The sequence below is a fragment of the Flavobacterium sp. PL02 genome (assembly GCF_035013205.1).
Classification (GTDB): domain Bacteria; phylum Bacteroidota; class Bacteroidia; order Flavobacteriales; family Flavobacteriaceae; genus Flavobacterium.
In genome coordinates this window covers 41607-55228 of record NZ_JAYGJP010000008.1, presented here as the reverse complement: position 1 = coordinate 55228, position 13622 = coordinate 41607, and the positions used below count along the sequence as shown (strand labels likewise).

The following is a 13622-nucleotide window of genomic DNA, read 5'->3' as shown; positions in this document are numbered from 1 at the left end:
CGTGAAGGTGTTTTTTTATGCCTGATTTAAAACAAAAAAACTATCCAGATATCTCACCGAATAGTTTTACAATATTGATTATATATAAATACTTTTACAACTGAGAAGTGATATAATCTGAAACCGATGCCATTTGTGCATCATCAAGATGTGCTTTCTTTTGCATACGAACTAAAATAGGTTTCCAATCTTCTTTTGTAAAATCTGTTGCTTTGAATAATTTATGGCATTTACCACAATTGTTATCATAAAGATTTTGTCCTGTAGCTACTGCCGGAGTTAATTCTATCATTTTTACAGGTTCTGCTGTCTCCACAACTTTAGGAGCATCCTTTTTGGCAGCACACGAAAATACTATTACAGCTAGAGCCGCTACGGTTAAAATTCTTGATTTCATTTTTAGTTTTTTTTGTAGTAAATATAAAAAAAATCCCAAAACTCTCGCTTTGGGATTCTCATATTACAAAATATAATTTTGAATATTTTTTATTATTTAACGTCCATTAATTCAACGTCGAAAATTAAGTTTGCGTTTGGTGGAATAACTCCTCCTGCTCCTGCTGGACCATATCCTAAATGAGATGGAATTACAAAACGTGCTTTGTCTCCAACTTTCAATAAAGCAATACCTTCATCCCAACCTTCGATAACCTGACCTTGACCTAATCTAAATTCGATTGGTTTTTTTCTTGGGTAAGAAGAATCAAATACTTTACCGTTATCTAATGAACCTTCGTAGTGAACTGCAACAGTTTTTCCGCTCTCAGCTTGTTTACCATCACCTCTTTGGATAAATTGGTAACGTAAACCACTTTCAGTTTTTTCGAAACCTGCAGCAAGTTTTTCTATAGCAGCTTCTGCTTCAGCTTTCATAGCAGCATCACGTTTGTTACGTTCTCCTTTAAAAGCAATAAAAGCTTCGATAGCATTCCATTTTTCAGCTTCTTCACCTACTCTTACAATTTCTATATTAGTCAAATCATCTCCTTGTGCAATTGCATCAACGATATCCTGACCTTCTACAACATGACCAAAAACAGTATGTTTTCCGTCTAACCAGCTTGTAGGAACGTGAGTAATGTAAAATTGAGAACCATTTGTACCAGGTCCAGAATTTGCCATTGCCAAAACTCCTGGGCGATCATGTTTTAAACTTGGGTGAAATTCATCATCAAATTTATAACCAGGACCACCTGTTCCAGTTCCTTGTGGACAACCACCTTGAATCATAAAATCAGGAATTACTCTATGAAATTTTAATCCATCATAAAATTTATTTCCTTGTGGTTTAATTTTATTCTCTAAATTTCCTTCAGCTAATCCTACGAAGTTACCAACTGTTCCAGGTGTTAAATCGTGAGCTAATTTTACTAAAATCGAACCTTTACTAGTGTTGAATTTAGCGTATATTCCGTTTTCCATTGTATATTTTTTTTATTGATGAGCAAATTTACGAATTAATTTGATATTCGTTTATCCTTTCTATTTTTTAGATTTATATGTAAGTCCGTAAACTGTTAATGATAATAGTGACAAAACTGCACATCCTATAGTTACTGCGTGCCAACCTCCTAGTTTCCATAAAAACAATCCGTAAGCTGAACCTGCCGCTGTTCCTAAAAAGCTAAATGACATAAATACTGTATTTAATCTATTTCTTGCTTCTGGTAATAACGAATATACTCTTGTTTGATTTGAAATGTGTACGCCTTGAATTCCTATATCTATACAAACAATTCCTATAATGATTCCAACAATGCTACTTCCTGAAAAATAGAAAATAATAAAGCTTATTAACATTAATAAACAACCATAACCTACTGCAATTCTTGAGCTTCCTTTATCTCCTAACTTCCCTACCAATGGAGCTGCCAAAGCACCTGTGGCTCCTACAATACCAAAAAGCCCGATTGTAGAACTACTAAAATTAAAAGGAGAATCTGATAGCAATAATACCATTGTTGTCCAGAAAGCACCAAATTGTGCAAAACAAAATGCATTGATTAATGTTGCTTCTCTTAATAATGGTTGTGTTTTTATAAGTGTAAAAAGTGACTGTAATAATTGCCCGTATGAACCATGAAATACTGGTTTATTGTATGGGAATTGTTTTTGCATAACAAAAAACATAAGCAAACATATTCCGGCAGCAATCCAAAACATGGATCTCCAACCCCAAATATCGCCTATAATACCGCTTAAAGTTCTTGATAATAAAATCCCGACAAGCAAACCACTCATAATGGTTCCCACCACTTTACCACGCTGGCTAGGTTCACTTAACGAAGCTGCCAAGGGCAAAATTAACTGAGGAACTATAGATGTGATTCCGATAAGAAGTGAGGCTATTTCTAATACAAAAAAACTTTGGGCAGTAGCCGCAATTACTAATGCAATTACAGTTGCAAGAGTGGTAATCAAAATCTGTTTTTTACGTTCGATTTTGTCGCCAAGTGGCACCATAAAGAAAAGTCCGATAGCGTAACCTGCTTGAGTAAGATAGGTTATTGTTCCTGCATCGGCTTCAGGAATCTTAAATTCGTTGGCAATTAAAACAATTAAGGGCTGACAATAATAAAGGTTTGCAACTATAAGTCCAGTGCAAACTGCCATAAACATGACACTAGTTTTGGATAAATTCATTTTGCAAAAATACCATTCTCCTTTTTATCAAAACTTAAAAAAAAGTATAATTTTTTCCTAACAAACCTCAACTGCACTGTAATCTTTTGTAAACTAATAGTCTAAACTAGCTTTTTTGCTATAAACTCACAGCTGGTTTTTATAGACTCAATAGCATTTGGTTTATAGTTTGTTTCTTGTTCTACAAAAAAATATTTCATACCCGAAAGTTTCGCTTCTGCAAAAATAAATTTGAAATCAATAACACCAGAACCTATCTCTGTATTTAAAGTCTTAGTATTTTTATCCATGTCTTTTACATGCCACATCATAAAACGTCCCGGATTTTGTTTAAACAATTCTACGGGATTAATTTTTGAATATGCAATCCAATATAAATCCATTTCAAAAAAGACTAAATTTTTATCTGTCTCTTTTAGCAGAATTTCATAACCTGTTATATCTCCTAGTTTTTTAAACTCAAAATCATGATTATGATAGGCTAATTTTAAACCTGCCGCTTTACACATTTCACCTGCTTTATTTAATAATGAAGCAATTTTTATGTAATCGTTGGCATTCTTCCGCAAACTTTCATCGAGCCAAGGAATGGTAATATATTCACTCTTTAAAACTTTGGCAGCTTTTATCGCTGCTTCGAGTTCGGTTGTATTTCCGTCAGACAAATACGTTCCTAATCCGTAATGTCCACTTACTGCTTTTAATTTATTTTCGTCTAATATTTTCTTTAATTCCTGAGGTTCTAATCCCCAAAATTTATCTTTAATAGAAAATCCATATAATTCAACTTCGGTATACCCTGCTAGTGCTACTTTCTCTAGAATTCCTTTTACATCTTTTGGCAATTCATCCCTTAAAGTATACAACTGCAATCCAATTGTTTTTTTATTAGATGCAAATGCCAATGACGGAACTAAACAAACCGTAGCCGCTGCCATACTCGTATTGATTATAAATTTTCTTCTTGAAACCATATTTAGATAAATACTTTGAATTAAACTATTTTATTTTTTCAAAAAATCTTCACGAATCGGACTAAAAACATCTGTTAAAAGACCACTTTCCAAACAAACAACTCCATGTATTGCATGCGGCGGAATATAAAAACTATCTCCTCCTTTTAATGTTTTTGTTTCGTTATCAATGGTTACTTCAAATTTTCCGCTTACGACATAGGTTACCTGCGAATGATAATGTTCGTGTAAAACTCCAATGCCTCCTTTTTCAAACTGAACATTAACTAACATTATTTTGTCGTCGTATGCCATTATCTTACGTTTAATTCCTTTACCGACAATTTCCCACTCAATTTCATCATTAAAGAGAAATTTTTCACTTGCTCCTAAACTTTGCATAATGTCTATATTTTTGGTCCTACTCTTCTACTTGTTTTTCAAAACTTCTGATGAATGTCAAAAGACTAACTAACGTCTTTTCATCAATAATATTTCCATCTGAATCTAATTTTCCTCGAATTCCCTGTATCAAAAGTTGTGTATCATTATCAAACTTAGCTTCGATAGTTTTCATGATTAAGCTTAATTGTTCTTGTCCCTTTTCTCCAGACGCTGAAGCTGTTATTAAACCCACTTTTTTATTCGAGAAAACAGTTGTCGAGACACACCATTCTAATGCATTCTTTAAACTCCCAGGCAAACTAAAAACATATTCTGGCGTACAAATTATTACTCCAGCTGCTGCTGTAATTTTATTTCTAAAAACGGTTATAATCTCTGGAACGTTCTCATTATCTAAATCTGGATTAAAATGAGGAATACTCTCTAAGTCTTCGAATATCTCAATTTCAAATTGATCATTAATATGTTCCGAAATAAATTTCAAAATTTTAAAATTGCTTGAATTCTTTCTCGTACTTCCAGATACAGCAAAGATTTTTTTCTTTTTATCCATCATCATTTAATATTTAATCCAATGATAAAGCAAATTTTACAGCTGCAGCCGAATGAATTTTTGTTGTATCAAAAACTGGAACGGAGATATCATCCTGACTTATAATCATTGGAATTTCGGTACAACCAAGAATAATTCCTTCAGCACCATTTTCTATTAATTTATTGATGACCATAATATAAGCTCTTTTGGTTTGCTCATTGATTATTCCTCTTCCCAATTCTTCTTTTAATGTGTGCTGAATATAATCTCGTTCATCCTGAAGAAAAGGAACGATCGTCTCGATGTTATGTTCGGCAAGTTTATCTTTGTAAAAATCCATTTCCATAGTAAATTTTGTCCCCAACAAACCTACTTTTTTTAATCCTTTCTTATTTATTTCGTTTGCTGTAGCTGTTGCAACATGAATAATAGGTAAAGAGATTTCTTTTTCAACTCTTTCTACAACGGCATGTGCTGTATTAGCACACAAAACAATTGCTTCTGCCCCACTTTTCTCTAAGCTTTTGCAAGCATTAGTAATCAGTTCAAATGTTAAGTCCCAATTATTGGCAGTATTGTTTCTTTGAAAATCATCAAAGTTCAAGGAATAAATTATGCACTCTGCAAAATTAAGTCCACCAAGTTTTTCATTTATTCCTTCGTTTATAAAACGATAATAATCTATTGTCGAAACCCAACTAATACCACCAACAAGCCCAATTTTTTTCATGACTACATATTTATTTATCTAATTATAGCTTATCGCCAAAGCAAAACGGTTTCAAACGATTAAAAAATAAGTCTAAGACTCAAATCGTTTGAAACCGCTATTGTAAAAGTATTTTTTTTATTCCTTAATTGCTAAATTATCTCTGGTGTTTTTTTGAACTGCAATTGCACCAAAAATCCCTAATAAAAATGCAAAAGCATAAAATCCTTTTTCGCTAGGTAAAATAGTAGCGTTCCAAAGTCCAATCGTTAATAATGCAATTGACAAAATTGTTCCAAACCAACAAATTCCGTAGTAAATATCGGTCACTGGAAAGCCTTCTAATCTATCTCGCACACTTTTTTGTAATGAGATTACTGCAAACAATCCGAACATTAAAACTGTAAAATAATATCCTTTTTCATTTAATAACATTTCGGCTCTGGCAAGTCCTACTAAATAACCAATAATTCCTGCTCCCATAGCAATCCATGAAGCTGCGACAAACGCATTCGACGTTTTTTGTACCATTTTTTGATTTTAATTTATAGTTGAGTTAATTTATTCATTACTGTATTTTGCAAAAATAGCTGAGTCTATTGGTGTCCAAAAGCAGCATTTTTGCCCGCTTACTTTTAATGCATTGTTTGCCCAAGTATTGCATGTATGAAGCAAACTATAACTTCCGGTTGCTTCATAAAAAGCATCTCTTTTTCCGTAGTTCTGGTCTGTTTTTATATGTATAAATTGCCCTTTTTCATCTTTCTTGAAACTGTTTTTTATATAATCTGCCAAGCGAACGTATTGCTCTTTACTGATTATGATTTTTTTGCAGCTTTCGTTTTCCTTTATATTCGAAAAATAGGTTGCATGTATTGCTGTATTGCTCAATCCAGATGCGGCTTTAAGAGCTGTAGATGCTCTAAGGTCTGACCAGTTTGGAGTTTCCAGATAAAACCCTTTGTCTCCCCAACCCATCGCCAGGTATTGATAGGTTGTATCTTTAGAAATTGTGTTCTCATACTTTACCTCTTTGCTCCAGTCCATAAATTCATTACGGGTTGGAACTACAATGTCTGTGTGAACACCATTTGTCATGATATAAATAGTAACTTCTTCTTTGGTGTTTGGTTCTCTTTCGACTGTAATTTTCGAAATAGAATAAGCAAGGACGATATACAGTAAAATAAATGCTACGAATGCAAGTAGTATTTTACCAATAATTTTAAAGACTTTTTTCAATGTGTTTATGCGGTTAGTTAATTTTCTAATTTTTTGCTAAAATAGTAGTATTATATTTAATAAAACAAAAATATTTTTAAATAATAATTCACTCGTTAATCCTGAATATTTAGCAAAAAGAAGACCAAAAACTTATCTCTTTTGAAGATTTTTTAATGCCGCTTTTGTTGCATTAAGTCGGATTGCTATAAAATCATCCTGATTAGTCTCTTTACTTGGTTCTATATTTGTTGCGAAAAAGTAAACTCCATTCTTGTTTTCAAGATAACCTACAAACCAACCATTTTTGATTTCGTTAGTATTAGACAAACCTGTTTTTCCTCTTAAAACATAATCATTCGTTTTTTCAACTTCCATGATGTCTTTCATTATCGATTCGGTTCTTTTAGAAATAGGCAATTCAGATAAATACAATCTTTTTAAGAAATCAATTTGTTGGAATTGAGATATTCTAGATTTTCCTTCTAACCAAAAATTATCAATCGTCAAGGTATCAAAAACCATTGTATTGTAATCGAGCTTTTTTAGATAGGCTTTCATTCGTTTTACACCAACTTTTCTTGCGATTTCCTGATAACAAGGAACACACGAAACTCGAAAGGCTTGCTTGAGTGTTAAATCCTGCTCCCAAGCTTTCATCCATCGTTTTTCTCCATTCCATTTAAAAACTGTCGAATCGCTTTTTACCACGCCAGTCTCTAGCGCAATAATCGAATTAGGAATTTTGAATGTCGATGCCGGAATATGTCCTTCTTTACCCCAAGCAAAATCATTGGAATAATAGGTCTTTTTATTAAGATCATAAATTAATATTGAACCTTTTACTTTTAAGCTATCTAAGATTTTACCAAATTCAGCCACAATGACTTCTTTGTCTTTTCCTGTTTCTTTGTTAGTTTCGGTCTTAGTTTCTTTGTTTTTAGATTGACAACTTACGGTTAGGTTTATCAATAAAAAAAGAGATAGGATTAGTGCGGGAGTTTTCATTTTGGGCAGTTTTTGTGATTTTTTAATTGTTAACTTATTATTATTTTTACGATGCTGGAATAGACACGAGCGGGACGCTCACGCTAGCAAAGGGAATTTGATTTATTTTTATTGAATCTTTTCAAGATCTTTCTTCATTAATTGAGTTGCATCGTTGAGTTTAACATGCTCAAAATATTTTTCTAATTCGATTAATCTTTTCTTATTATCATATTTTATACTCGAATTTAATTTTCTTTGACAAGATGAACATAGCCTAATTGTACTGTTGTCTGTTTCTGGCAAACTAATCGTTCCATTCATTACACAATCCGCTTCAATACAATGATACAATCCAAACATATGCCCTATTTCATGGGAACAGGTTTTAAGTAATCGAGATAAACATAAATCAAAATTAGTTGGCGTTAATACCTCATCTTGTAATCTATAAATTGAACTCACTCCTATTTTATCTCTGTAAGATGCTAATCCAAAAACATAATTCCACTCGGGTTTAGGATATAAATCTACTTCTGTTAATGCCATTAAAGCAATTCTATTTAATGGCTTTTCTTTTTTAAGTACGCTGTCTAAAATATAACCTGCTAAGAACTGTTCATTATCTTCATGTCCAATTCGTCTGGCTGAACTAGGAATTATATCATTAGAAAGTTTCTCTAATGTTTTGGTTTTTAATTGAAAGAAAATCTCAAGATATTCTCTAACTAATTCAATTTGTTTCTTTTGTAAGGCATTAAAATCTCCAATTGGTCTTATATAAATAATATTAGAATTATTTGTTGGAATTACGTGCCTAGAATTTATAAATTGCTCAAAGCTCTGTCCTTTTTCTTTATGCGTAAAGAGCCATTCCCCTTCAACTGGTCTTGATAATTTTACATCATTATCTGCTATATCATCAAAGTATTGATCTTCCTTATTTACATTACAAGAATAGAAAAATAAAAGTATTAAAAGTGATAGGTATTTCATAAGAGTTCTAACTTAAATTTTTAACTAGTGTAAACTTGTTTTTGAATATTTTTTTACCCATTATAATTCATCGACGTTATTACATCGTTCGTTATTTCTATATCCAACAAATGATCTTGATAGAAATCATCTCCTCCCGAAATGGAACAAAAAATGATTCCTGATTCTTCTATTATTATTCTTGTGCTATAAATTACTAACGTATCGTACCAATCTTCATTTGCTTTGTCTTCATTGTATTCGCTATTATAAAAATCAATTAAATCTGTCTTACAATCATTTAACCAATTAATATAATGGATGATTTTACCTGAGTAATCTTCAATATGTTCGCTAGGGATCTGAATTAAAATTGTGTCTTCTTTAATTATTTTATTAAATATGATAATTCCTTTATTAACGATTCCAAATTGGTTTTTATGATTCTTTGATGCTACAAAATCGCTCAGCTCTAGTTTGGGTTGTATTTTCTTTTTCCGATATTTTCTAATATCTTTTATGATGAAATTATCTTTATGTGATTTGGCCTTTTGTTCCATCACATACATTTTGGTTGCAACTTTTCTATTAGTTAAATCGGCAACTGTCTTAAAAACTTCATAAGCTGACTTATGAAATCCTAACAAACTATAAATATTAGAGAGAACTATATCATTTTGTTCTGTTTGGGTTTGCTAATTCGTAAAGTAAATCATAAAGCTTCTCGACACTTTCTGTTGAGGCATTAGATTTTCTGAATTCATTAGATAACGCTATATAATCTTTTGTGTAATCGCTATTCATTTTTATTTTTAATATAAGTCTCTTTTCTTCAATCGAAAATACAATTAAAAACAATATATCCGTTCAAAAATCATGATTCCTGATAGGTCTAGCCCTGATGGAAGCGGCATCCTTTTTCTTGTCATCCTGACGGAGGAAGGATCTCAAGAAAAAGATATAGCGGACAGCAGGAAATAGCTCCTTATTTTAATTGTGAATTGTTGATTTAAAAAAGTTTAATTATTGATTTGGTTAATCGTTTAATTGGGAAATGCTGATTAGGTAATTTGTTTAATTCTTTTAAATCTCTTCTCTTGTTTCTCTAAATCTTGATTCTATATTCTTTAATCTTTAAATTTCTCAAATATTTACTTTGTATCTTTGCAGCCTTAAACCTTTTGAAAAGAAAAAATGCGCATAGATATTATTACTGTTTTACCTGAGTTATTGCGAAGCCCGTTTGAAGCTTCGATTATGAAACGTGCTATTGACAAGGGAATTGTTGAAGTTCATTTTCATAATTTACGCGATTATACAACCAATAAACAGAAGAGTGTTGATGATTATCCTTTTGGTGGTGGTGCCGGAATGGTTATGACTGTTCAGCCTATTGATGCTTGCATCACGCATTTAAAAAGCGAAAGAGAATACGACGAGATTATTTATATGTCGCCTGACGGGGAAACGCTAAACCAGAAGATGGCTAATACGATGTCGATGCTTGAAAACATTATCATTTTATGTGGTCATTATAAAGGTGTAGATCAGCGTGTGCGTGATCATTTTATTACTAAAGAAATTTCGATTGGTGATTATGTTTTATCTGGTGGCGAATTGGGTGCTTTGGTTTTATCTGACGCTTTGATTCGTTTGATTCCTGGTGTTTTAAGTGACGAAACTTCGGCTTTGACGGATAGCTTTCAAGACAATTTATTGTCAGGTCCTATATATACTCGTCCTGCTGATTATAAGGGATGGAAAGTGCCTGATGTTTTAACCAGTGGTCATTTTGCTAAAATTGACAAATGGAGGGAAGATATGGCGTATGAACATACTAAAAATAGACGTCCTGATCTTCTTGAAGAGAAATAGTTTTTAGTATTCAGTCTCAGTATTCAGTGACAGTCTCAGTTTACGGTTTACAGTTTACAAACTGGCGTATTAAAAATTGAGAGTAAATACTATAAATTATTTTTTTGCTCAAATATTGAGAGTAAATACTATAACCTGGAGACTAAATACTGTAACTGGAAACTGCAACTGATTAACTGAATACTGCAACTGATAAACTGCGACTGATAAACTGCGACTGACAGACTGCAAACTGATACTGAGCACAGTAACTAAAAACTAAGAAGAAAAAGTTTAAAGAAGAAAAAGTTTAAACTTTAAACATTTTTTCTATCTTTGCAGCCAAATTAGACCAACCTCTGGCGAAGTCCGTGTATGTTGCTCTATCACAAAACCATAATTAAAGATATCATGGCAGATTTAATGAAATTCGTTAAAGACGAATTTGTTGCAAAAAAAGATTTCCCAGTTTTCGCAGCTGGAGATACTATCACTGTTTTCTACGAAATTAGAGAGGGTGAAAAAACAAGAACTCAGTTTTTTAAAGGAGTTGTTATTCAAAGAAGAGGTTCTGGTAACACAGAAACTTTTACTATTCGTAAAATGTCTGGTGCTATTGGTGTTGAGCGTATCTTCCCAGTTAACTTACCTGCTTTACAAAAAGTTGAAATCAACAAAAAAGGTGCTGTACGTAGAGCTAGAATTTTCTACTTCAGAGAACTTACTGGTAAAAAAGCTAAGATTAGAGACAAAAGAAGATAATTATTTATCTCTTTACCATAAAGATCCCGATTCATTATTTGTGAATCGGGATTTTTTTTGTTCTAAACAAAATAACAAAACAATAATTCTTTGGCTTGAAAACCACCGATTTGTTAATTATAACTCCTTTAAATAGTAATCTGTTAATTTAAGGAATTCTAAGAAAAACGCAACCGTTTTCGGACTGTTTTTCTTATATTTGCTCCGCTCGTTTTGAGCCAACCATACCTTTTACATCGCCGTTCCTAGCGATACGATTATATTAAAAAAGAAAAAAAATGACACAGAATTCAAAGATTGTTTACACCTTAACTGATGAGGCGCCATTATTAGCGACTTATTCTTTCTTGCCTATTGTACAAGAATTTACTGCTACAGCGGGTATTGCTATTGAAACTAGAGACATTTCGTTGGTGTCTCGAATTTTATCTAATTTTCCGGAGTACTTGACCGATTCTCAAAAAACAGGGGACGCCTTGGCTGAGTTAGGACAACTTGCTACTAAACCGGAGGCAAACATTATTAAGTTGCCAAACATCTCGGCTTCGGTTCCGCAATTAAAAGCGGCTATTGCTGAGTTACAATCTCATGGGTATAAAATTCCAAATTTTCCTGAGGATCCTCAAAACGATACTGAAAAAGAAATTAAAGCTAAATACGCTAAAGTATTAGGTTCTGCAGTAAACCCAGTTTTGCGTGAAGGTAACTCTGATCGTAGAGCTCCAAGAGCAGTGAAGAATTTTGCTAAAGCAAATCCTCACTCTATGGGCGCTTGGTCTGCTGACTCTAAAACTCGTGTAGCATCCATGCCAAATGGTGATTTTTACGGAAGTGAAAAATCGCTTACTGTTCCTAATGCTACTGATGTAAAAATTGAATTTGTTGCTAAAGACGGAACATCTACTGTTTTAAAAGAAAGTACTCCTCTTAAAGCTGGAGAAATTATTGATAGTGCTGTATTAAACGTAAATGCTTTAAAAAGCTTTGTTGCTACAACTATCGAAGAAGCAAGAAAAGAAAACTTATTACTTTCGGTTCACCTGAAAGCTACAATGATGAAAGTTTCTGACCCAATTATTTTTGGTGCTATTGTAGAAGTTTACTTTAAAGATGTATTTGAAAAATACGCTACTTTATTTAGCGAATTAAATATTGATACAAGAAACGGATTGGGTGATGTTTATGCAAAAATTGTAGGAACTCCTCAACAAGCCGAAGTTGAAGCTGCTCTAGATGCTGCTATTGCTAACGGTCCTGCATTGGCAATGGTAAACTCTGATAAAGGGATTACTAACCTACACGTTCCATCGGATGTAATTGTAGATGCTTCTATGCCTGCTATGATTCGTACTTCTGGACAGATGTATAACAAAGAAGGAAAACAACAAGATACTGTTGCTCTTATTCCAGACCGCTCTTATGCTGGTGTTTATACTGCAACAATCGATTTTTGTAAAAAACATGGTGCTTTTGACCCAACTACAATGGGAAGTGTACCAAACGTAGGTTTGATGGCTCAAAAAGCTGAAGAGTACGGATCTCATGACAAAACTTTCCAAATGAAAGCTGATGGTGTTGTACGTGTTGTTGATGCTAACGGAACTGTCTTAATGGAACAAGCTGTTGAAGATAAAGATATCTTCAGAATGTGTCAGGCAAAAGATGCTCCTATTCAGGACTGGGTAAAACTAGCTGTAAACAGAGCTCGTTTATCTAATACTCCTGCTGTTTTCTGGTTAGACGAAAACAGAGCACACGATAGAGAATTAATTCAAAAAGTAAAAAGATACCTTACAGATTATGAAACTACTGGTTTAGATATTCGTATCATGAACCCTATCGAAGCTACAAACTTTACTCTTGACAGAATTATTAAAGGGTTAGATACTATCTCTGTAACTGGAAACGTATTACGTGACTACCTTACAGATTTGTTCCCAATTCTTGAAGTTGGTACTTCTGCCAAAATGTTATCTATCGTTCCTTTAATGAATGGTGGTGGTTTGTTTGAAACTGGTGCTGGAGGTTCTGCTCCTAAACACGTTGAGCAATTTACTCAAGAAGGTTACTTACGTTGGGATTCATTAGGAGAATTTTTGGCTCTTGGTGCTTCATTAGAGCATTTAGGTCAAACATTAAACAACTCTAAAGCTATGGTTCTTGCTGAAACTCTTGATGAGGCAAATGACAAGTTCCTTGCAAACGATAAATCTCCAGCTCGTAAGATTGGACAAATCGATAACCGTGGTTCTCATTTTTATTTAGCCTTCTATTGGGCTCAAGCTTTGGCTGCTCAAAATAAAGATGCTGAGTTAAAAGCCATCTTCACTCCTATTGCAGCAGAATTTGCTGAGAATGAAGATAAAATAAATGCTGAATTAATTGCTGCTCAAGGAAAACCTCAAGACATTGGTGGATATTACCAACCAAATCCTGAATTAACTAGTAAAGCAATGCGTCCTAGTCCAACATTTAATGCAATCTTGGCTAAAATAGCTAAAATATAAGTTCTTATTATATTTCTCTCATTAAAGACAGCCCGAAACGGCTGTCTTTTTTTTAACGCACATTTAACATT

The 13622-nt window shown here is 33.0% G+C and carries 16 protein-coding genes; 3 read left to right on the top strand and 13 right to left on the bottom strand.

What is annotated here, in order from left to right; all coding sequences use genetic code 11:
• Positions 1-94 precede the first annotated feature (94 nt).
• The 13 genes from SHI72_RS18750 to SHI72_RS18690 form a co-directional block, all read right to left on the bottom strand.
• Positions 95-397 (bottom strand): c-type cytochrome, encoded by a 303-nt coding sequence (locus tag SHI72_RS18750; RefSeq protein ID WP_039115495.1) that lies wholly within the window; start codon positions 395-397, stop codon positions 95-97.
• Between the two features lie 92 nt (positions 398-489).
• Positions 490-1422, bottom strand: coding sequence for a peptidylprolyl isomerase (locus SHI72_RS18745; protein ID WP_039115497.1), 933 nt, complete (start codon positions 1420-1422; stop codon positions 490-492).
• Between the two features lie 60 nt (positions 1423-1482).
• The gene (locus tag SHI72_RS18740; RefSeq protein ID WP_240474767.1) at positions 1483-2613 is read right to left on the bottom strand and encodes an MFS transporter; all 1131 of its coding nucleotides are present in this window, start codon (positions 2611-2613) and stop codon (positions 1483-1485) included.
• A 131-nt stretch (positions 2614-2744) separates the two neighbouring features.
• Positions 2745-3617, bottom strand: coding sequence for a sugar phosphate isomerase/epimerase (locus SHI72_RS18735; protein ID WP_323491018.1), 873 nt, complete (start codon positions 3615-3617; stop codon positions 2745-2747).
• A gap of 30 nt (positions 3618-3647) precedes the next feature.
• Positions 3648-3998, bottom strand: a complete 351-nt coding sequence (locus SHI72_RS18730) for a cupin domain-containing protein (protein ID WP_323491017.1) — start codon at positions 3996-3998, stop codon at positions 3648-3650.
• A 19-nt stretch (positions 3999-4017) separates the two neighbouring features.
• Entirely contained in the window at positions 4018-4554 is a 537-nt protein-coding gene (locus tag SHI72_RS18725; RefSeq protein WP_323491016.1) for an NADPH-dependent FMN reductase, read from the bottom strand.
• 13 nt (positions 4555-4567) lie between these two features.
• Positions 4568-5266, bottom strand: a complete 699-nt coding sequence (locus SHI72_RS18720; RefSeq protein WP_039115501.1) for an aspartate/glutamate racemase family protein — start codon at positions 5264-5266, stop codon at positions 4568-4570.
• Positions 5267-5383: 117 nt separating this feature from the next.
• Positions 5384-5776, bottom strand: coding sequence for an inner membrane protein YiaA (yiaA, locus tag SHI72_RS18715; protein ID WP_035622373.1), 393 nt, complete (start codon positions 5774-5776; stop codon positions 5384-5386).
• A 30-nt stretch (positions 5777-5806) separates the two neighbouring features.
• Complete coding sequence (locus tag SHI72_RS18710; protein WP_323491013.1) at positions 5807-6487, bottom strand: TIGR02117 family protein; 681 nt, start codon at positions 6485-6487, stop codon at positions 5807-5809.
• Positions 6488-6619: 132 nt separating this feature from the next.
• A complete protein-coding gene (blaOXA, locus tag SHI72_RS18705; protein ID WP_323491012.1) occupies positions 6620-7474 on the bottom strand; it encodes a class D beta-lactamase in 855 nt (284 codons plus the stop codon).
• Between the two features lie 108 nt (positions 7475-7582).
• On the bottom strand, positions 7583-8449 hold the full coding sequence (locus tag SHI72_RS18700; protein WP_323491011.1) for an archaemetzincin: 867 nt from the start codon (positions 8447-8449) through the stop codon (positions 7583-7585).
• 53 nt (positions 8450-8502) lie between these two features.
• Positions 8503-9075: a hypothetical protein gene (locus SHI72_RS18695; RefSeq protein WP_323491010.1), complete on the bottom strand. Its 573-nt coding sequence runs from the start codon at positions 9073-9075 to the stop codon at positions 8503-8505.
• Between the two features lie 25 nt (positions 9076-9100).
• Positions 9101-9232: a hypothetical protein gene (locus SHI72_RS18690; protein WP_323491009.1), complete on the bottom strand. Its 132-nt coding sequence runs from the start codon at positions 9230-9232 to the stop codon at positions 9101-9103.
• 390 nt (positions 9233-9622) lie between these two features.
• Here SHI72_RS18690 and trmD point away from each other — a divergent pair, with 390 nt between their 5' ends.
• The 3 genes from trmD (at position 9623) to SHI72_RS18675 (ending at position 13551) form a co-directional block, all read left to right on the top strand.
• Entirely contained in the window at positions 9623-10303 is a 681-nt protein-coding gene (gene trmD, locus SHI72_RS18685; protein ID WP_035622360.1) for a tRNA (guanosine(37)-N1)-methyltransferase TrmD, read from the top strand.
• A 390-nt stretch (positions 10304-10693) separates the two neighbouring features.
• Complete coding sequence (gene rplS, locus SHI72_RS18680; RefSeq protein ID WP_039115571.1) at positions 10694-11044, top strand: 50S ribosomal protein L19; 351 nt, start codon at positions 10694-10696, stop codon at positions 11042-11044.
• A 278-nt stretch (positions 11045-11322) separates the two neighbouring features.
• Positions 11323-13551 (top strand): NADP-dependent isocitrate dehydrogenase, encoded by a 2229-nt coding sequence (locus tag SHI72_RS18675; RefSeq protein WP_323491008.1) that lies wholly within the window; start codon positions 11323-11325, stop codon positions 13549-13551.
• Positions 13552-13622: the final 71 nt, after the last annotated feature.